Here is a 20,479-nt window from a genome sequence, read left to right as displayed (position 1 = left end):
TCATTGTAATGTTGTCTCTTCACACTCATGGCGCCGGCACCTCTTCGATTTATTAGATTTATTATCTGCCTGAATCTAAGAGGTGTCCACTTTTTATTCTAAGTCCATTTTACCTGAAACACCTGATGGGTCTTGAAAATAAGCCTTTTTAAAATCATCAATAAAACCTATTATGCTGAATAAGATGAAGGTGGTGTTAAGGAATAATGTTAATGGTTCTGGTCTGGTTAGAGTGGTTACTAATATGCCAGTTAAAAGTACAAGACCCGCCATTAACGGAGTTCCACGCTTGGCTTGATGGTCAGGAGGTAATTCCACTCTAATTGGTTGGGTAAGTTTTAACGTCCGCAACCCCCAAATAAGAATAGGACATAAAAGTGCGACCATAAAAAAGGAAAGTGTGGAAATACCTAAGGTTGATTGTAGCATGATTATCCCCTATCATTTCTTTTGTACAGGCAGGCATAGGATATTATACGTTAATTTATTGGACAAATATTCCTGTAGAGGAAGTTTAATTTTTCAGTCCTCCTTTTAATAGTTGTTTTTTAACAACGCTTACGGTTCTCTAGCCATAACTTAATGTTACATGAAAAATATGAAAAATAAAAAGAGAAACTTCAAAGGAATATATTTCCTATTTTATTGTCGACTTTCTCTCAATCCCAAAACTATGCCATGCTTCCTACACGTTCTCAGAACAAAGAAAAGCACCATCGAATGATGATGCTCAGTTAACCGCTGAATATACCTTATATGGAATTTCTCTTTTATTTAGAAAATTAATTAAAGAACACTATTTGGAATCATCACGTGTGCTAAAACGAGCAATTCCTGCAAGTAAAGGAAGCATACTTGAAGCCCATAAAACCCCACCTATTCCTAACCATAAGGAATTGCCTTCGGATGCCATACTAGAATGAAGTGGTTTTGTACCAATAGCATTAAGACAACATGTTACAGCTATCGAAAAAATAATCATATGAGTAATTATCCATCCAAATGCACTTCGATATTTTGACTTCCTTTGTTTTATCCAAAGCAAAATAACAAACAATAACGAAATTCCCATAACTATTACAAAACCACCTACTAACATACCCATTGTTTCTTGTTCCATTGGAAGCAATTTTTTACACTTCCTTTCATGAAATCCATGTTATTCTGGCATTTCAACGTTTAATTTACTTGACTGTATATCAAGGCCAGAAGTATAAAGAGAAGAATTCGCTGTCACAGCAAATCCTTCTCTTTATTTATTTCGGACCCGATCCCGGTCTTATAGAATCCCACACTTCAAGGCTGTCGAACAAGGGAAGCAGCCTTGAACGTTGGTCGTGAAGAGCTATGCCATCTATATGCCTACGGTCCATCATAACGCTGTCCGTTTTAAAAGCAAGGTATGGAGCCGGACCCACGGAACACATTATGTGAAAGCCCTCCTCCACAAGGAACTGGTATTTGCTATCTTCAGACAGCACACTGCTACCGAATGGATAAATGTATATAGAGGTGGCGCCTATCAGCGGCTCCACTTCTTTCTTCCAGCGCAGCGTGTCCTGCTTAAATCGATTCAAGGTTATTTTGGCCGTATTCAAATGCCCGTAACCATGCGAGGCGAACGACCATCCAGTCTCCTTCAAGCGCTTAATAACAGGAAACACACCTTCCTTAGCGTTCATATAATTAGGAGAGTCTAGTTGATCCGTGCGGTACCCCAGAATGCCTTCATATCCAGTTAGGGCAATAATGCCCTTAGCTCCCTGCCAAGAAAAATCGGGATGAGCATGAACAAAGTCATCCAAGATAGGGACAATTTCATTACTTCGAGCTGTAGTTGGTTTCCCTTGAGGTGTCATGAAATATGCCGCAACCTCTCCAAATTCATCCAAAACTAGTCGAGAGGCATTACCATTCTCGCGCATATAAGTGTAATAATTGAGGTCGTCAATAGAGAGAACGAGGGGTTTTTTATCAACGGGCAGCCACAACTCTTTGGGCCTGACAACGCCCTCTTTTTCCGTATATAACGAACCAATGTCAATGAGTACATACTGATTGCGGTATAACGAATCTAGGATTTTATTGAATTCCTTCACCGTGACGAACCAGTCATTATAGCCTTGCGCCATAGAATCTCCGTCAAAGGCCAGCTCTGGAAATGCGATCAAAGGGTGAACAAAGATGTGTTCGATCTGTCCTTTGAAAAGGACTATTGGTTTCTCGACAGGTATCGGTTGAGGGGTAGTAGGTGAAGCCGCTGCTATTTCTAATGTTGGCATAGGAGCAGAAACAGGAACAAGATCTATGGAGGCAGACGCTTGCGGTGATTCAGTAGAACTTAGATCTTGCAGCGGAGTAAGTACATGAGGACTTCTATTCTCAATAGATATAAATAAAACTATAAGAATCCCTACAAGCAACCCGCTTAACGTCAATACGTATTTCGTTTTCAAAAGAATCCCTCCTTATGCATCCACCTTCAAGAAGACGTAGCAAAGCAAGGTTATGTTCAACAATAGCACTCCTTATTGTGGTGTAAATTTCTGTTTAAGTACCGTGTCCAGAATGAAACATATTCTCACCACCGTGGTATGCCTTCTTTACCCTTTCAATTTGAGCAAGGTGGTTGCGGATATGTTCGATGCGGTATTCCATCAATTGCTTAAATGTGAACCGCCCCTGATCGACATACATTCCCACTCGCTCGCTTTGTTCAGTAGTTAGATTGTCTAGAATTGTCTGCATACTGGAACGCAGCAATTTGAACAGAAGTAGATACTGCTCTCGGTCCAATAAATCATACCCCAAGTTATTCGCCCATGCGTCCTGATCAAATGAAATCAGAGTCGGCTCATCTTCTGCCAAGACTTATTTCAGTCTAGATGTGGACGAAATCTCTGAATCTGTCACATGTATGAGGATTTGATGAATGCTCCATTTGTCCGGGGCAGGCTTGAAACGAAATTCCTCCTCTGTCAATCCTTCGATAGCATCCCGAAGCATTGCGTATCCTAAGGCATACTCCTTCATTAAGTCCTCCAATTCAATTCCCCTCCTTTTTTAATGTAAACCGTAGACTAAAAAACAAACTAATAAGTTATTCTTGTTTTTAGGTAATTGTCCTTTTATTTTTTTCTTCAACTATCCTGCCCGTTCGCGGGGAAAAGGCAGCCGATGGTCGGCTACCTCCGTATCTTTATTGTAAGTATCCTGCTTGTTACTTCAATGAGAACAAAAAGAAGCCGCCTCGACGCAGCTACTGTACTATCTTTTCTCGTTAGCTTAAATTTGATAGGTCATCAATTCTTCATCAAAGTAATTTCCTTTATATTTCATTGAGCTAATTTCAATCCCATTCGACTTAAATCCATGAGATTCATACATTCTTTTTGCTGCTTCATTAAATGTGATTAACCCGAGGTTTATTTGAGACAATCCCTCTATCTTTTTGGCTCGAAGTATTGTTACATTCAGCAATTTACGACCTATCCCTTGTTCTCTAAAATCCTGTGCAACATAGGTGGCCCAGATGTTACTTTTGTGATTTAATTTTTTTGTGCGTTCCCTAACAAAACCAATCATACCGATGACAGTATAAAATTGTCATCTGTAACTTAGATACGTGCTCTAACTGACTCCAGAGTGGTATTTACAGAATCCTCATAATTTGCAGAGAATGCTTCTGGATTGTTCTTAAGGGCGTTCAGTCTTAAAATACAACTCGGTATTTGTAGGAGCTATAGCTTTAATAACAATCATTTAAGTCCCTCCATCTAACCATTTTTCTAATAAGGATTGCGGTTTGGAGAAATACTTTTATGGAATAAGACAGGAGGTGAACAATAAACATGAGCAAAACTAAAGACACTAACAACCCAAAGCATGCCACTTCATCAGGTAAAACTGGAGAACAAAAGAAATCAAAGTAAAGCTGTTACGTACCAGGTCAAATACTATCAAAGCATCAACAAACCCGGTTTACTTGTACTTGACCGGGTTCTTTTTGGAAATATAGCAACAAGTCACTCCTGACAATGGAGTTAGTAAGAGATCGTAATTACTTTATTATGACAGTTAATCAATAAATAAAATGAGGAGTTGCCGCGAAGCAGGTTCCCTAACTATAGTTCTTTGTTAGTTTAATCTTACCTCCTCCATAATCCCCCAGAACAGGGAGTGAATCCACTCCTTGTATAAAAGAATGTATGTTTTGAATCGTATGTCAATGTTACAATCTCTATCCCCACACGTTCAGCCTCTTGCAATAATTTCCTAACTATGGCTTCGCCAATTCCTTTTTTCTGAAATTCCGGGTGTACCATTATGTCTTCCATGTACCCGTGTTGCAATCCCATCCCCGTAACATAGCCGAATGCTATTAGCTCATTTTCCTCATTTCTGAGACCAGCCCAAAAGTTACAACGTTCAAATAATATTGGATAATCTGAGTGTCTACCACCCCAACCAACCAGTTCTCTTAAATTGGGAACTTCATCATCTTCTATTGGTAGATTAATTATTATCTCTTGATTCAATTTATTATCCTCCTTTGTCAATTCTAATTAAAGTTCTGCACTATCTTGAACTACCATGCCCGTTAACTCAACGCCCAGCAAAACTCTCTTCTCATCTTCTCCGTATAGTGTAGGTGTTGCAGTTAATTTAGTTTTCATTTTCTTCTGTTTTATCTTAATTGCCTCCACATGAATATTTCTTTTAATGACTACATAAAACCCTTTTATTTGGTAAATCATATCTGGAGTAAAAAATTTACAAGGAGGACTATTCATGAATTTATCTCCCTTTGACCCTTTTCGCCAATTAGATAGCTGGAAAACGGGTTTAGACAAAATTTTTAATGATGCTAAAACTGGATTTGGATTCCTTTCTGAATTTAATAGCCGGGTAGATGTCTTCGAAAATGAAAAGGAAGTTGTGGTACATTACGATATCCCTGGTCTTGAAAGTAAAGAAGATGTTCATATCCATATTGATGATAACCTTCTCACTATCCATGGTATTATTAAAAATATTACTGACTTAAGAGAAGATCAAATGCACAGAAAAGAGCGTTTTTCAGGTAAATTTCAGCGCTCTATAACGTTACCTTCATTGGTTAATGCTGAAGGAACAACCGCAACTTATAAAAATGGTGTACTTGAAGTCAGAATGCCAAAAGTAATAAAAGATACGCATAAACCAATTGATATTCAATTTCAATAATAAATTTTGATGTAGCCTGTAACGATTTTTTTACAGGCTTTTTTGTGCTTTTCTTATGCCGATAAATGAATCCTTTCATCTGGATAGAATATCTAATTTCTTAACAACATGCTTTCCACGTGTTCCAGTTTCAATTTCAACTGTTTAGCAAAATCTTCTGTTCTACAATACACGCTATCTACAAGTTTCATAATTTAATGGATCTCCTCTCATGATAAAATATTCAATTCATCGGCATTTACTAATTTTTCTGTCCCAAGTGCGTTGGGTATATCTGTATTGCGATTAAGTCTTATCATTCATCACTTGATCGTCCGCAACTGCCCTATCCATCGATATCCCTTTTTAGATCGTTGCATTATCCTGCGCTTTAGTTGAGAAGCTGCAGCCACAATGTGACCGACTCCTTCTTTATTGAGCTATCGTTTCCGTTAGCTCAATCTCATTTACCCTTGACGGCATTATTATCCGCTACCAGTCCATGGATTCGGCTTCGTCTTACGATATGTGGTTGCTCTCAATGAATGGATAAAATGATTAATTTCTGTTATGTTCTCTGTCTTGTAGAATAAGCCGTTTCCCCCGTGTCGATATTCTATTTTACGACATCTCCTGGTGGTGCAATTTCATCTATACTAAGCAAAGCAGATTGTAATTGAAACTTACACAGTACCACCATTCCAATCACAAGAACTAAAATAACACATGCTAAAAAAGGTTTCCGCATACGAATCCCCCTCTGCTTTTTAGACGATCAAAATGAGGATTGGTTGCATAACCCTGCCTGTTAACGTAATGGAGGCTGCCGAACGCAAATTTTCCATTATTTGAGGTATTCATGAAATGATTCAACTATCCTGCATGTTGGTGGAAAGAGGTGCTGCCAAGCGGTAGCACCTCAGATGTTTAACTATCGTTACCCGTTAGTTCAATGTTTCTTTGCCAATTCTAAAACAGATTGAATGAATGGTGCTTTCAGAAGACACCAATTATAACGGCATGAGCCTATTCCACCTCACTCCGATTAGCGTAGCAACTTGAATGCGGCGCGGAGTTCTGCAGTGAAAAGTTCTGGCTGCTCCCACGCCGCGAAATGTCCGCCCTTGTCGAGCTTGTTGTAATACATGAGTTTGGGATACGCCCGCTCTGTCCAACTCTTCGGTGCTTGATAGAGCTCGTCAGGAAAGACGCTCACGGCAACAGGGATGGAGACGCCCTTGACGGTGAAAAAGGGGTACTTGTTCTCCCAGTAGAGACGAGCCGAAGAAATCGCCGTGTTAGTCAGCCAGTAGAGCGTGATGTTGTCGAGGACATCGTCTCGCGTAAGGCCTCCGGGGTGTCCGGCAAAGGCCTTCGAGATCAGCTCCAGACTACGAGCGTCATGGTCAATCATAAAAGCTGCCAAGCCTACTGGCGAATCCGCCAGTCCGGTCAGCGTCTGCGGGCGCGTCCCCATCAATTTGGCATAGCCGCTGTGCTTGTAAAAGAAGTCCAGCTGCTTGTAAGCGCGCTTTTCGTCATCTGAGAGACCGGAGGGCGGAGGGCTGTCGCACTTGAGCGCCTTATCAATGTAGACCGGAACCGTACCAGGCATGTTCGAGTGAATGCCAACCAGTCCCGGAGGCGCCTGTACAGCCATCAAATCCGTGACAAGCGCACCCCAGTCGCCTCCCTGCGCCACATACTTTGTGTATCCAAGGCGCTTCATCAGCTCTGCCCAGGCACGTGCTATGTGGTCGGGATTCCAGCCGATCGTGGTTGGCTTGGCCGAAAATCCGTAGCCAGGCATCGATGGAATCACCAGATCGAAAGCGTCCGATGCCTTCCCCCCATATGCCGTGGGATTGGTAAGCGGCTCGATAATCTTCAGTAACTCGATGATCGAGCCGGGCCATCCGTGCGTGACGATGAGCGGCAAAGCACCTTTATGCTTCGAACGAACGTGAATGAAGTGAATGTCCAGACCATCGATCTCGGTGATGAACTGCGGCAGAGCGTTCAGCTTCGCCTCGATCTTGCGCCAGTCGTAATCTGTCGCCCAATAGCGCGCGAGTTCCTGAATCGTTGCGAGCTGCACGCCTTGTGATTGATCCGAGACCGTTTCCTTATCAGGCCATTTTGTCGTGTTTATGCGCCTGCGCAATTCAGTAAGTTCCGCTTCCGGAACATTCACATGAAACGGACGAATGGCGTTCTTGTCTGTAGGTAGCTTTTTTATCTCCTTTTGATTAGTTTTGGAATTTTGGGGATTTGCTTGCGGATTCCCGCCTTTAGCATTGGCATTAGTACCGCAGACCGTCAATCCTAGGGACAGGACCAAAGTCATTGCCAAACGAAACCAATAACTGCTGCTCATAAGTAGTAACACTCCATTCGGAAAGTTTTTTATGGATACCCTTCCGTTAGACTCCATCCGAAGTGCAATTCTTATTCCATTTTTCGGAATAAATGCTGAAACACCCAGCAGTCTAAGAAAACACTTTATTTTCTTCGAACACCAGTTACTTGAATGAACAAAAAAGAGCTGCCGCGATGACAAGCTCCTTCACAATCGTTCTCACTTAGTTTAATTCATTTTTATGTACAGTCATTCGGTAGTTAAAATTTATTTATTCATAATTCCAATTATTCTTTTTGATATGATTTCATGACCTAACTCATTTGGATGAACATCTCCAATCACTGGCAGAAAGTCTCTGTAGTTATCTTTAAAAACCTCTTCTGTTCCTACAAATACCGCTTCTTTCTTTAATGCTATTTCTTCTAAACTCGTATTAAGTTCTGGATAATCATGATTAAATTTTTCACTAACTTCGTTTATTTTCTGTGGTAGTAAGTTGAAGTACCCGACAATGTAAATCTTAACGGATGGATTTATCATTTTAATTTCATCAATTATATTAGAAAGATTTACACTAATTGTCTTTATTACGTTTTGTGAATCTATCACTTTTAGATTATAGCTTTGAAAAAGATCATTAGCTCCAATGCCGATTGTAATTAAACTTGCTTGCTGTAATCTATTTCTAATGGGTTCATTCTCTTTGCTAGTATTATTTCGAATATCATTTAATAAATCTAACGTTGTACTCCCTGGAACTGCATATTTTTTGGTGTAATCTATTTTCCCTTTTTGTGCTAAAAACTCTGAAATGAAATCAGGATAGCTTTTTTCATATTTAATTGACGATGTACCTGAGTATGGAGAAATTCCTGCTGGAATTGAATCCCCCAGAGCAAGATAACTAATCTTATAATCCTGTTTATTGTGAAAAATAAATGCAATTGCTATGACTACAGAAAAAGAAATAAATAAGAGCATATATATCCTAGTTCTCTTTATATTCTTCAGCCTCGTTCACGTCCTTTTATATTTCCTATTAAATAGTTATTACCAGTCTTTTTCTAACCAATAATAACATAATATGGTTTCTAATCGGACATTCAATCCTGTATTCTATCCGTTAACTCAATAAAAACAAGGAGCAGTTGCCACGGCAGATCTGATCCTTGCTTTGCTCAACTATCGTTTTCCGTTTAGTTTAACCGTGATCTATTTAGCGAAAAACAAAGGGATTTCGGTTTTTAGATGATACGGGTCATTTTGTATAAAAGATTGAATTCGCTCTTCCTTAATCTGATCCAGATTAAACATTTGATAACTATTTACGGAACTCTCAGTAATATATTGTCTTGTCCATTCCCTTGGTGAATCATAAAATTGCGTTATTTCGTTGTATGAAAATTCATTTATTAAGGAGAGATTATACGCCTCATTGAATAATGGGATATCAACAACTAAAGGTGAGATCACCGAAATACTATTTTTCTGTTCAATCAAAATGCATTTCTGAGCCAAAGGAGGAAAAAAATTAAATTGGCTTGCCTTAGATCAGTTTGATAGTTTGTATGAAGAATTTAATCTTAAGGTATCAAAATGAAAAAAAGGCACATGACTGTGCCCTTTTCACCTATCTGTTATTGTCTGATAACTAAAATATCACGAGGAGGTCTACCGGTACTTTGGATCTGTTGAATTTGGGAATTTGTAAGGTTGCGTCCTACTAGAATTAAGGAAGAAGTTAGATTATTGAAATTACCTAAATTCGACACGTTTTGGCTTCCACGAAATATGCGAATGGATCCCTGGAAGTTAATTCGTGAAAACAAAACTAGTGTCACAGAATCTGTGGTTGAAACATTTCTTAGACGGAAACTGGAAAGAACGTTATCAAAACGGAATGCCCCCAGATCTCGAACTGCTACACCTCCACGTCTAAGAACAATTCGCCGATTTGTAAAATTATTGCCAGAGAAAAGTTGGAGCCTTACATCTGTGTTTGCCAATTCTATCATCCTTTCTTTTGGAATGATATATTCTATGATTGATTCATAGGAAAGGTTTGGACAAATATGCATGGCAAAACAACTGTTTTCCTGTATATAACTGGGTGGGACAAAATGAATACGGAGGAACATGGGAGAGCGATTGAAAGTGAAAAAAAGCCCCTGTTAGGGGCAAATTTAAAGTAGCCGATCTTCATTATCCTAATTGTTGAAAGATATAAGACACGCTACTTGGTTCTTTAGTTCTAATCGCGACCTTTGTACGGACCTTCCACGGGAATGCGGAGTTAGCTGAAGTCAGGGACTAATCTGAATATTGTTGTTTTAATACTTTATAATAAAAAGAAATATCATCTTCTTTACCATTGAGAATTCTTTTGTTTACCTTTGCTGGTGGATAAACTTCTGTCGTACTTACCATCACGGATATTGCATTATTAAAGCTCTTACTCATCCCCCATTCTCCACCTAGATTTCTCCTGATTACTTCACCAAGATAACCTCCCCAAACCTTACTCATCTGTACAATCTGTTCTTCCGAGGGGCCCTTACTAAATAGTTTTTTCATTCCTCTTGGAATTCCTTGATGATACCTTTCTAATATTTCATTTACTGTCTTTAAACTTTCTTCTGAGTAATCAAGTTCTATTCCCATTTTGGATGCTAACTCAATTGCATCTTCGGAATAAGCTATCATCATGTCCTTTACCGTGAACTGAGTCATTTTTGTCTTTCCCCTTTATTATTGAATTTATATTCCGATTGATTTCAGCAATAGTTGTATCTGCATGCTTGACAAATACTCTACATAGCTCAGATTTTTTTCGTTCTGCGTTAGCGTAACGAATCATTGATTCATTCTTCGGAAGCCTATAGATTCTTTCGCTTAACATATCGCACAACCCAGAAAATTGCTGAATAAACAGTGAAAGTAATCACAGCCAATACGGGATACAAGTATGGATCAATATGTATCAGGACGAAGTAAGAATCGTGATATTGAAAATCTTCTGAAGGTCTCTGAACGTTAACGAGATTAAAAATAGCTACAATTGCTAAGTAAACGATCATCGGTACAGACAAAGATAAAAGTATCCCTGCAACCACGACTTTCCTACTCATTCAAATCTTTTCCTTTCCTCTAAATACCCCAAGACTCTCTTTGTGTGGGTTAAGCTATCGTTTCAGTTAACTTAGAACATCAGATCTATTCTTGATTGTTGCTGTTTCCAACTAACCATCTTACTGCGTCTAAGAGGTCCTTAGCAACAAAGTCGGGTGAAGCTTGCTCAAACCACTTGTGACGGTATTTATCCAAAGACTGCTTACCCCAACCTGTCTCTACAAGTATTCTTTTGGCTCCTACTGCGGCTGCCGCAAGCATATCTGTTGAACCCACATCACCAATTACAGCACAATGTGTCAGATCTAGTTCATGCTCAGCCGAAGCTTTTAGAAGCATGCCAGGACGTGGTTTATGACACTCACAGGACTCCTCAGGCTCATGGGGGCATATGTATGCCGCATCGAATCCGTAACTTTCAAATTCTTGAACAAATTCTAATTCTGTCGCTAAGCCCTTAGCAATGTTGTGTTGATTAGTCAGGGCAAATATTTTTATTCCATGTTCTTTTAATAAATGTATTGCTTCTAAAGATGGAGGGAATAACTCGAAATCGCGAGGATGAATGAAGTGCCCAGTCCCACCTAGGGTTCCATCACGATCCACAAAAACGGCTTGAATTGTCTGCAAACTTATCCCCCCAATTTTAAATTTACAATATTTGATAATTCTCCAAATGATTGAATAATCCTGCCCGTTAACTGCGAAAAGGCAACCGATTTGAACCGACTGCCTTTTTGTTTTGTTATTGGGGTACCGCCAACATTTTAACGAAAATATACGCTAAGGCTTCGGACGAACTGGTTAGCGTTTTTTCCTATTTCGTTCTAACCCGCTGATATTTTTCATCACTATTCAGGCTTGTTGCATTGGGAAAAGTCCGAAATCGTCTGCTTAAAAGCGCCTTGCACTAAAACAGCTTTAACTACCATTGCGCCGTGCCTTTGTATAGCCAATCGCGTACAAGCCGGGACTCGGATCAGAATAAGGTTAACAAAGCTCCAAGTAAATAACATGCACACAAACTTTTCAGCCCTATCGCTTCCCAAAAGGGGGCGTTTTTAATTTTATAGGATACATTCCCATTTACGCCTTTAATTGCCTATCACAAAAAAGTCCACTTTGGTGGAACTCCGAGTATATGGGGGCCACTGACGCGTAACGTACCTCTCTTCTGATTGAACCACCTTTTATTGGTAATAATAATGTGGTAAGGAGGGCTGTTCATGATTGAACGGGTACCGGACCACGGATTTTCTTCGCATCTACCAGACAATATTGCACTTATTCAATCTTTCATGGGAAAAAGTTCAGACTTCATAGTCCGCGAGGTCACAATTGCGTCTCATCATCGAGTAGCGCTTTTCTATCTGGACGGCATGACTTTGTCGTGCGTACAATCAGCATCGGTGACTTTTATGAACGATTCGAAGTATTGGTTGCAGTCTTTTGGTACATCACCATTTTTTACCGCTTGTCATTGTTATTGCATGTGTCCGTTCATGGGCTGGCCGTTGTGCTCGGTCTGCAGGATCCGCGTCCCTTGCTAATTCCCTTGTCCTTGATCGCTCTGGTCATGTCGAGTATCCTCTGGGACAACACAGCAGAACAAACGGCCACTCTCCAGGCATGGCCCTTCTACTCAATGTTCTTCGGGATTGCTTTGCCCATCCTGATCTGGATGGTCGGCATTTTTAAAAGAGCAAAGAATTCCATAAGAAAAGAGAATTAGCATGGTAAGCATGTCGGGTGAAGGAATGTGAGGAGGTGTCCATATGTCGCTACCCCCGCAAGTTTTATCTAACGGACTCATTAAAAAATACCACATATTGGAACTATCCCGTTAGCGTAATGCTTTTCCTTAAGAAGTTAAGACTCTTTTGACAATTTTTTTTGCAACATCCTCTGCAGACTTTTAAGAACATGTTTCTTTAATTTCCCTAAAGAAAGGTGATATTGGCAGCATATTAATTCAGCTTTCGAGGCGCAATATATGCTCATACCAACTACTGCTTGCTGGAATAGTGAGATTGGAGCTATTTTCACAGTCGTTTTGGATGGCTAGTTCTAAAATAGTATCATTATTATTCTTGGCTAAAGAAATCATAGATGATTACGCTTAATAAGTTGTTTACAAATCTCGAAGCTTAATCCACGTGTCGTACCTGTTACAATAAATGCTTTCATAATACATCACTTTCATCTAGCTTTCCTAAGGATTCCTAAGCAATTAAAGTATTCAATGGTCCATGGAATCCTTTATACACAGAACTCTGCCTATATACGGAACAAAAGGCTGCCACGCGGCAGCCCTTTCGTTATTGATTCTTCCCTTCCTGAACTATACCCGCGGGCCGATTGTTAAAAAGCTTTACGGCTTCTTTAGAATGGCTTAAGGACCATAAGCCCACGGTTATGGCAATCATCAGCAACTGTTACGCCGTCTCGATCGGTATGATCTTTTTCATCAATCGACCGGCTCGGCGGGTAATGCATCCCCTTTGCGGGACCGATTACCGCGATAGAAGCCAATATATGAAAAACGAGGAGCCCTCCAAACAAACTTATCATCTCCCTTCTTGCTGCTTAGCTCACCGGATTATCGCTTTGATAGGCGAGACCGACCCTTTTTCTCTTAAAAGGCCCTCCGAGCTCGATATGGTCCAGCATGCATTTCACGACATCATCATAAGCAACATCCAGCTCTTGAAGCCGGCTGAACAAGTAACCGGCTATATCGGCCTCGGAAAATTCCTTGATCGTCTTCGGAATTGATATGGGCAAGGTTTCCGTTGTCACATGCAGATGAACCGACGCCGGAGACTCTATCGAATCAATCATAGTTCCCGGACACATAATTGACCAATCGAGCTCAGACTGTAGGAGTCGTTCAAAATTCCGGTTGTGATTTTTATACGCGGGAGGGAAGCCGGGCAGATTGTTGCCAATGAGGTCAGTATGTGGAATATCCAGCAGGCCGGCACCTCCCATTACCCATACCCTCCCGGAAAAACTAGGGTGGATTTCACATTGGCTTATAATGTTATCAACGAGACGAATGAACTCATCTCCTTGACCTGCATGGCCGGCAGCAATAATAGCGGCGTCTTGATGCGAGAGCGCCTCGCCGACGCTTACTGGGTTTATGATATCGTCCACGACCACCTTCACATGTTTTGCTGAACGCTCTCCTTGCTGTTCATAAAACTTCTCAGAGTTTCGCACGAATGCTGTCATTTCATGTCCCATTTTACGCCCTTGCTCCAGCGCTCTTCTTCCCGTATTTCCTGTTGCTCCGAAAACAATAATTTTCATCATTTTTTCCTCCTTTTATAAATGACTCCTGATTTTTCTCTCTGGATTGACTCAAGCTTAGCATCATTTAAAAATCTTGATAAGAACCCACTTTAAAGTATGGTCCTTACTTTAAAGTAAGCATTGAGCAGAAAGGGTTATCCATATTGGTCCACAGCAAAAATCGTAAAGGAATATTGTCTGTAAATTGCAAAAGCTGCCAGGGCAAATCCCGTGGCAGCTTTTGTTATGAGTCCTTGAATTAGTGTCCAAATGAATTGAACAAGCTTTAGGAAGCAGATTCTTCATATTTCCGCTTATTATGGTTTTCTCCCCAAGCACACATGACTTCTGCTACAGGAATCAATGTTTTGCCATATTCACTAAGGGAATATTCTACTTTTGGAGGGACGGTGGGGTAGACCGTTCTATCAATTATGCCCTCTCGTTCCAAGTGTCGTAGATGTTGTGAAAGCATTTTTTGAGATACATCAGGTATAAGCTTTTCCAGATCGTTGAATCGCTTATTGGATTGTATCAAATGCCATAAAATCATTGGTTTCCATTTGCCGCCTAGAACATGAATGATTGTCTCCACTGGACATTCAAGCTGATGAATTATTGATAAATCATCCCCTTACCTTTAAGTAAGTTCATTACCTTAAAGTATAAAATTAACAAATTTTCACAGGTCTATTGCTATCCGGTCAACAAAAAAAACTAATTTCTTTTCGGATACCAGACGTTCCAGAGCAATACCAACGCAATCGACTAATTTATTTTAACTAGAATCTTGTACGCAAAAAACTCTTATCCGCGATATAGGCGGCAAGAGTTTTTGCTTTCGGCAGTTGCGGGTTACCAGGCGTAAACGCCCTTCTCATCCAAGAATTCGCCGTTATGGCGTTTGCCATCTGTCGCATAACCCACTATAATCGCAGCGGCGGCTTCTTTCGATTTACCGCCTGCGGCATTGCCGTTAAGATCCGTTGAGGTGAATCCAGGCGTTACCGCGAATACTTGAGCGCTGCTGTTTTTGACTTCATAAGCCATTGAAAGTGTCATGGCATTGTTGGCTGTTTTAGATGAGTTATAATCGAATGCGTTTAAAGTAAATTCAGCATTTTGCATATGGTCCAGAGAAGCCATGTCGGTCGATACATTGACGATTGTGCCTTCGTTATCTTTGATTAAAGGGAACAAACGCTGGTTCAAACGGAAGGTCCCGAAAAAGTTAACTTCGAAGGCATTCCGCAGATCTTCCTCTTTGGTATCCGTAAATGAACGGGAGAAAGCGCCAGGCATACCAGCGTTATTGATCAGAAGTTTCAAGTCCGGATAATTTTTGTTGATCGTATCGGCTGCTTGTTCGATGGTTTTCAAGTCAGCCATGTCGATTTGTACAAATTCTACGTCTAACCCCTTGGAAGTTAAATCGGAAACGGCTGCTTCACCCCGTTCGATACTGCGTGCGCCAAGGATGACTTTCCAGCCTGCTTCACTTAACTGCTTAACGATTTCAATTCCGATTCCTTTATTTGCTCCGGTTACAAAGGCGGTCTTTTTCATGCGAATCCTTCTTTCCCTAATTTGATTTTTCTTTAACGATTTATAAGTTACTATGCTACACTAAGTGTAGGTCAACAATTAATTTTTTATAAAAGAGGGTTAGTATGTTAACGATTGGAGAAGTGGCGAGGGAAGTAGGGATCAATATTGGAGCGATCCGCTTTTACGAAAGAAAAGGACTGTTGAAACCTGCTGCCCGAAGCGAGCAGAATAACCGTCTTTATACGGATGCTGATTTGAGCTGGCTGGTTTTTATCAAATGTCTTCGCGAAACCGGGATGAGTGTGGAGGACATCAAAAAGTATTATGATAAGGTGAACGAAGGAACCTCGACCCTGCCGGAGAGAATCAAACTGATTGAAGATCAAAAGCAAAAGCTGCTGAAAGATATTGAGGAGAAGGAAGCGCAGCTCGTTCATTTGGAAGAAAAACTGAAGCGCTATTATCGCGGGGAAAATTATTAATATAAGCTGGGTCATATAGACTAAATTTTGAATCTCATGTAAGAGCAAGTAGCCTAATGATGTTATCCGCATAGGAATGCCGAAACGTTATCTTCCGAAACCCATCCGTTCGCCGCCGTCAGCGTTGCATCGATTTCTTCGTCCGTATGCGCAGTGGTCAGGAACCATGGATAGACGATTGAAAAGATGCTGTCACTCAGTCGATTCACCGCGGCGTTCACGACTCGAACGGGATTTTCATGGATGCCTTCTTCCTCCAAGTCCATTGGTAAGTATTTGTTGTTTTAGTATGAAAAATATGTCAGTAATTGCAATCGAAATCAATATCTGATTATGGTTCATTGACGTAATCTGCTACTTCAACAGGCTACCGAGTAAGCCGGTAGCCTGTTGTTATTCAGCTATCGTTATCCGATAGCGCAAGTATTCTTCTGTCATAGTGCTCTGTCGTGCATAGACATATCAACGATTTCTTAAATCAAAAGCTTCTTCTAGTGCCGCCGTATCTTCAAAGATTTGAAAAAACTTTATCTTCTCTTGCTTAAAGTACCTGTTCGAGCAGCTTCCGCAGCTTCCGGATTCACAAAATCCAGAGCCGCTCGAGCCATATTTGCCATGGTCATCTATGCTTCCGATTAATTGTCAAATTATGGGATAGATATCACAAAACTTTTGGTCTTAGATGGAGATGGAGCTAGTTGTACGTGATAGCATATCAAAATCGGTAGCCTGTTCCATAATTTATAATAGCGAGGTTACGAACTTCACCTCCGGAAAGCGGCTATCCGGTCCTTTCATTAACATTGCACCTTGATTTTTTAGATACATATCGAAGAAATCCAGCATATAGGCATTGATAACGGAGTTCGCTCTTTCGGGCGCAATCTTTCCTGTAACACCCAGCATTTTGAAAATCGGAGAAATGAACTGTACGTCGGTAAAATTCAAATGCTCCGTATTGTCGATATAGAGGAATTGTCCCCCTGCTGCAACCGTTTCACGCATCCGTTCAAGCTCTACCTTTTTGTCATCCGTTACTTGATCCATCCACTCTCTTGTGTTGCCCATACGGTTAAGCTCTGCATCCGTGTAGACACGGTTATCCTTCACCCTTTTTAATCTTTCGAATTCGCTTTCCGAGTTCATGAACAAAAACGGCTTTCGCAGACCCTCTCTCTCACGCAGTCGATAGAGCCCTCCATCTAAGTCTATTCCAACCGAGATTCGTGGATCGTAAGAAGCGTCATAGGCCGTCGCTCCGCCGATAGAATGACCGAACACCCCGACATGGCCGAGATCAATCCTCCCTTTTAGATGACTTGGAATCTGCCCCGATTGGATGATCTCGAATTGGTCCAGCGCAAACGCCACATCGCTGGTTAAAACTTTTCCCAACTTGTCGCGATTTCCGCTTTCCGTCCGATAATCATGGTCGGGCGAGAATAAGTCGTTGGTTGTGCTGGTCGTGATTCGACCGTCCGGAAACTCGGTTGCAAATGTATTGTAGGTGTGGTCGATCACTGCCACGATATATCCGTGACTCGCGAGATTTTCGGCTTGCGACGTGTGGAGGAACCTGGAAGAGCCGAAGCCGGGATTCGCAAGGATCAGCGGGTATGAAGTCTGTGCCGAAGAGACTTCGGCCCCCGAATAAGCATGACTGGATACGTACTTCAGGTGTTGAAAAGTAAACCCAGGAAGGCCATAGTTAACGGCCATATAACGAAAAATCTGGGTATCGGGAATAAAGGGAGCGTACTTGCCGGTGCGAGCTTGAGCCGGATACCATACCTGAACCATCAATTCTCTCTTACCATCTCTGGCTTCGTCGAAAATCTCTTCCCTATTTGTATCCACGAAATGAAAAGTTTGCGTTCCTACCTTAAATTGGCCTGTCGGTTCAGGTAGTTTAAATACAGGAAAAGCATACATGAGACCCCCTGTTACGACCAGCATAATCGCTATAGCGGTATAAGCTGTACCCAACATGAATCGCGGGATTTTTTTTTGGCCGTTTTTTTTAAAATTGCTATAACCTAAAATGGCTAAAAAAATGATCGTTATGCAATATGGGAAAAATAGCTGAACTCTGTATCCTTCCACCGTCCAATGAATGACCAGTAAAAGTGTGGCGATCCCGCTTGCAACGAATACTGGAATTCTACGCCGTCCTTTTTTTAATAGGACTGTTAATGTAAACAAGCCGATGTTTGACAAAAAAAGCAACTGTTCAAACAGCCTCATCTCGATTCTCCTTTTAAAAAATTTCTATTTTCGTTTGTTCCAATCTTATCTTGCCAGGCTGGCCTAAGCTATCGATTTGCCTTACATCTACCTTACAATTTTGTAAGACGCTTACTTAGCACGTAACCATGAATTGGTAACCATTCCTGAGACTGATCTTGCAGCCCCCTTTTCTTGTCCACGGTAAACTGCACGTCCCTGTAGATGGATAAATTTCAGCTTTATAAAAAAACGAGCGCCTCTGTACGATGGAAGTACGCTACGGGTCAAAAGCCCTTTAATTCCATCATCCAGGAGGACGCTCTACTATGAAGTTTAATCACAAGATAAGCAAAATCAACTCATTGAAAACATTACCTTTAATCATTTTGTTGTGGGTGTAGACATTGCTCAGGAGGCCCTTGTTGCCAGAGCGGTTAACTTCCGTGGAATCGCTCTCGGTAATCCTTTAGTGTTTAGTAATGACGAAAATGGCTTTAAGTCCCTCGACCGTTGGATTCGCGATTTGCTAGCCTCATTTAAGTTATCCCAAGTAATCGTTGGTATGGAACCAACTGGTCATTACTGGTTCAGCCTTGCTGGTTGGCTCAAAAACAAAGCCATCGAAGCCGTACTTGTTAATCCTCACCTAGTTAAAAAGAACAAAGAAAACCGCGACAATACACGCTCTAAAAGCGACAAAAAAGATGCTTTAGTTATTGCCGACATGTTGAAAAACGGCTACTACTCCCCTGTCCGTTTCCACTCCTCTGAGTACGAGGAGTTGCGAGTGTTAATGGCTAACCGTGAAACAGTCGTTAAACGCCTTGTAAGTGCCGTTAACCAAATCCACCGCTGGGTCGACATTGTTTTCCCTGAACTGAGGCAAGTCTTTAAAATCTTAACTTGTAAGGGCGCATTATTAACCCTTCGGCTTTTTCCACTCCCAGCTGATCTATGTAAGCTAAGTCCAGACGATGTAATTAAAGAATGGCAGAAATCAATGAAGCGGCATTTTGGTGTGCGTAAAACTCATTTACTCATCGATCTTGCAAGCAAACTGTTGGTTCCAAGCAGGCAGCACACGCTTACAAACTTCATCTAGAGCAGCTCCTTGAGGAGCATGACTTAGCAACTAAACAACTGCAGAGGATCGAAAAAGAAGCCAAAGACGTTGTTGAACGTAACCCCTATTCAGGCAAAATCCTTGCCATTACGGGAATAAGTGCAATTGCTCTAGCTGGTGTTTTAGGAGAGTCTGGAGATCTTAGAGGTTATGCGCACGGGAACGCTCTACTCCGTCACGCTGGCCTTAATTGACCGAAGCAAGCTCGGGTAAATGGAAGGGACAAATGACGCTCAGTAAACGAGGCCGTCCACGCCTGCGTCACTTTCTCTATTTAATTACGATGTGCATGGTCATGAGTAACCAAGAATTTAGAGCCTTACACCACTACAATGTTCAGGTGAAAAAGCTCTTTGCATTGGCAGCTTAAAACTAAACCTCACTTTACGCAAGTTGGCGTATTCGCAGGATGACAAAGAAAGCACGGAGTATCGGGATACGTTAAACAAAAGGGCTCCGACCCATTCCGTTAGAAAGACCGACCTCCACCCCTTGGATAGATGTGACGAAGGAATGTAAGGGCTATTGACCCGCCCCGACATGGGAGTGATAATCGCTAAGGGCACCGTGGAGAATACGTGCATCATTTGGATTGAATTGAGTGATTCAACTTCACCTCTGTTCCCGCATGCCTATTTAACGACACGTCCTAAAATACTTCGCTATCTTTCATTCATCATCGGAACTTAAAGGATGAAATCATGCGAATAGACGAGCTTGCGTGAGGAAATCAAATCATACCAAGGGAGTTTAATAATTAATGAGTTTTGAAGTATTGATAAACTACGCTTATTCCATCCTCAATCTCTTCTTTTTCATAAGGCATTACCCCATTTGATTCATAGACACTTTTCCAAAATTTTAAGGCTGGAGTGTTGGTTTGTGCCTGGCTAATTGCATATCTACCAGGATACATTTCAAAAAACTTGTTACAAGCTAATTTTCCAATCCCTTTCCTTCTCAGGTTTCTGAGAATAAAGAAGGAATTCAACACATAATCTGCATATTCTTGATTTGAAAATGGACCACTTTGCAATAGAATAAAGCCTATTGGTTTACCATTTAAATTAATAAAAAATGGTGATAGTCCCTCTTTATCAAAAAACA

Annotated in this window: 21 protein-coding genes and 2 pseudogenes; 4 read left to right on the top strand and 19 right to left on the bottom strand. The window is 41.0% G+C overall.

The genetic code is table 11. The features are described from left to right. Window positions 1–93: 93 nt before the first annotated feature. The 7 genes and pseudogenes from AC58U0_RS36230 to AC58U0_RS36200 form a co-directional block, all read right to left on the bottom strand. A complete protein-coding gene (locus AC58U0_RS36230) occupies window positions 94–429 on the bottom strand; it encodes a hypothetical protein (RefSeq protein WP_497383529.1) in 336 nt (111 codons plus the stop codon). Window positions 430–796: 367 nt separating this feature from the next. Beyond that, complete coding sequence (locus AC58U0_RS36225; protein WP_497383528.1) at window positions 797–1,129, bottom strand: hypothetical protein; 333 nt, start codon at window positions 1,127–1,129, stop codon at window positions 797–799. Between the two features lie 127 nt (window positions 1,130–1,256). Beyond that, on the bottom strand, window positions 1,257–2,456 hold the full coding sequence (locus AC58U0_RS36220) for a polysaccharide deacetylase family protein (protein WP_497383527.1): 1,200 nt from the start codon (window positions 2,454–2,456) through the stop codon (window positions 1,257–1,259). A gap of 94 nt (window positions 2,457–2,550) precedes the next feature. Continuing rightward, window positions 2,551–3,045 (bottom strand): annotated as a pseudogene (locus tag AC58U0_RS36215) (DinB family protein). Window positions 3,046–3,285: 240 nt separating this feature from the next. After that, window positions 3,286–3,585 carry a GNAT family N-acetyltransferase gene (locus AC58U0_RS36210; protein ID WP_497383526.1) on the bottom strand — a complete coding sequence of 100 codons (300 nt, stop codon included), beginning with the start codon at window positions 3,583–3,585 and terminating at the stop codon, window positions 3,286–3,288. 563 nt (window positions 3,586–4,148) lie between these two features. Continuing rightward, window positions 4,149–4,538 (bottom strand): GNAT family N-acetyltransferase, encoded by a 390-nt coding sequence (locus AC58U0_RS36205; protein WP_497383525.1) that lies wholly within the window; start codon window positions 4,536–4,538, stop codon window positions 4,149–4,151. A 27-nt stretch (window positions 4,539–4,565) separates the two neighbouring features. Continuing rightward, window positions 4,566–4,793: a hypothetical protein gene (locus tag AC58U0_RS36200; RefSeq protein WP_497383524.1), complete on the bottom strand. Its 228-nt coding sequence runs from the start codon at window positions 4,791–4,793 to the stop codon at window positions 4,566–4,568. Between AC58U0_RS36200 and AC58U0_RS36195 the strand changes: the two genes are divergently transcribed. Then, a complete protein-coding gene (locus AC58U0_RS36195; protein WP_497383523.1) occupies window positions 4,792–5,226 on the top strand; it encodes an Hsp20/alpha crystallin family protein in 435 nt (144 codons plus the stop codon). The genes AC58U0_RS36200 and AC58U0_RS36195 overlap by 2 nt on opposite strands. 1,024 nt (window positions 5,227–6,250) lie before the next feature. On the opposite strand, the gene AC58U0_RS36190 is transcribed toward AC58U0_RS36195, so the two are convergent. From AC58U0_RS36190 to AC58U0_RS36170, 5 genes are all read right to left on the bottom strand, one after another. Next, complete coding sequence (locus AC58U0_RS36190; protein ID WP_497383522.1) at window positions 6,251–7,582, bottom strand: epoxide hydrolase family protein; 1,332 nt, start codon at window positions 7,580–7,582, stop codon at window positions 6,251–6,253. 249 nt (window positions 7,583–7,831) lie between these two features. Beyond that, window positions 7,832–8,548 carry an SGNH/GDSL hydrolase family protein gene (locus AC58U0_RS36185; protein WP_497383521.1) on the bottom strand — a complete coding sequence of 239 codons (717 nt, stop codon included), beginning with the start codon at window positions 8,546–8,548 and terminating at the stop codon, window positions 7,832–7,834. Window positions 8,549–9,877: 1,329 nt separating this feature from the next. Next, entirely contained in the window at window positions 9,878–10,297 is a 420-nt protein-coding gene (locus AC58U0_RS36180; protein ID WP_497383520.1) for a hypothetical protein, read from the bottom strand. A gap of 146 nt (window positions 10,298–10,443) precedes the next feature. Continuing rightward, window positions 10,444–10,695, bottom strand: coding sequence for a hypothetical protein (locus tag AC58U0_RS36175; RefSeq protein ID WP_497383519.1), 252 nt, complete (start codon window positions 10,693–10,695; stop codon window positions 10,444–10,446). Between the two features lie 85 nt (window positions 10,696–10,780). After that, window positions 10,781–11,326: an HAD-IIIA family hydrolase gene (locus AC58U0_RS36170; protein ID WP_497383518.1), complete on the bottom strand. Its 546-nt coding sequence runs from the start codon at window positions 11,324–11,326 to the stop codon at window positions 10,781–10,783. Window positions 11,327–12,086: 760 nt separating this feature from the next. Between AC58U0_RS36170 and AC58U0_RS36165 the strand changes: the two genes are divergently transcribed. Next, window positions 12,087–12,428, top strand: a complete 342-nt coding sequence (locus AC58U0_RS36165) for a GerAB/ArcD/ProY family transporter (RefSeq protein ID WP_497383517.1) — start codon at window positions 12,087–12,089, stop codon at window positions 12,426–12,428. 650 nt (window positions 12,429–13,078) lie between these two features. Here the strand turns inward: AC58U0_RS36165 and AC58U0_RS36160 are convergent. The 4 genes from AC58U0_RS36160 to AC58U0_RS36145 form a co-directional block, all read right to left on the bottom strand. Continuing rightward, window positions 13,079–13,258, bottom strand: a complete 180-nt coding sequence (locus AC58U0_RS36160) for a hypothetical protein (RefSeq protein WP_497383516.1) — start codon at window positions 13,256–13,258, stop codon at window positions 13,079–13,081. 24 nt (window positions 13,259–13,282) lie between these two features. Continuing rightward, window positions 13,283–14,011, bottom strand: a complete 729-nt coding sequence (locus AC58U0_RS36155) for an NAD(P)-dependent oxidoreductase (RefSeq protein ID WP_497383515.1) — start codon at window positions 14,009–14,011, stop codon at window positions 13,283–13,285. Window positions 14,012–14,279: 268 nt separating this feature from the next. Further along, window positions 14,280–14,612, bottom strand: coding sequence for a winged helix-turn-helix transcriptional regulator (locus AC58U0_RS36150; protein ID WP_497383530.1), 333 nt, complete (start codon window positions 14,610–14,612; stop codon window positions 14,280–14,282). Between the two features lie 236 nt (window positions 14,613–14,848). Continuing rightward, complete coding sequence (locus AC58U0_RS36145) at window positions 14,849–15,559, bottom strand: SDR family NAD(P)-dependent oxidoreductase (protein WP_497383514.1); 711 nt, start codon at window positions 15,557–15,559, stop codon at window positions 14,849–14,851. A gap of 104 nt (window positions 15,560–15,663) precedes the next feature. Here AC58U0_RS36145 and AC58U0_RS36140 point away from each other — a divergent pair, with 104 nt between their 5' ends. Next, entirely contained in the window at window positions 15,664–16,023 is a 360-nt protein-coding gene (locus AC58U0_RS36140) for a MerR family transcriptional regulator (RefSeq protein ID WP_497383513.1), read from the top strand. 62 nt (window positions 16,024–16,085) lie between these two features. On the opposite strand, the gene AC58U0_RS36135 is transcribed toward AC58U0_RS36140, so the two are convergent. Both AC58U0_RS36135 and AC58U0_RS36130 read right to left on the bottom strand, forming a co-directional pair. Then, the gene (locus AC58U0_RS36135) at window positions 16,086–16,289 is read right to left on the bottom strand and encodes a hypothetical protein (RefSeq protein WP_497383512.1); all 204 of its coding nucleotides are present in this window, start codon (window positions 16,287–16,289) and stop codon (window positions 16,086–16,088) included. Window positions 16,290–16,764: 475 nt separating this feature from the next. Further along, entirely contained in the window at window positions 16,765–18,267 is a 1,503-nt protein-coding gene (locus tag AC58U0_RS36130; protein ID WP_497383511.1) for an alpha/beta hydrolase family protein, read from the bottom strand. Between the two features lie 343 nt (window positions 18,268–18,610). Between AC58U0_RS36130 and AC58U0_RS36125 the strand changes: the two are divergent. Beyond that, window positions 18,611–19,724 (top strand): annotated as a pseudogene (locus AC58U0_RS36125) (IS110 family RNA-guided transposase); the annotation flags it as partial. 405 nt (window positions 19,725–20,129) lie between these two features. Here the strand turns inward: AC58U0_RS36125 and AC58U0_RS36120 are convergent. Continuing rightward, the coding region (locus AC58U0_RS36120; protein ID WP_497383510.1) for a GNAT family N-acetyltransferase at window positions 20,130–20,479 on the bottom strand (350 nt) is incomplete at its 5' end.

It is taken from the genome of Paenibacillus sp. J31P190 (assembly GCF_059692075.1).
Note: the sequence above shows the minus strand (reverse complement) of the source record. Positions and strands in the feature narration are given on the sequence as shown.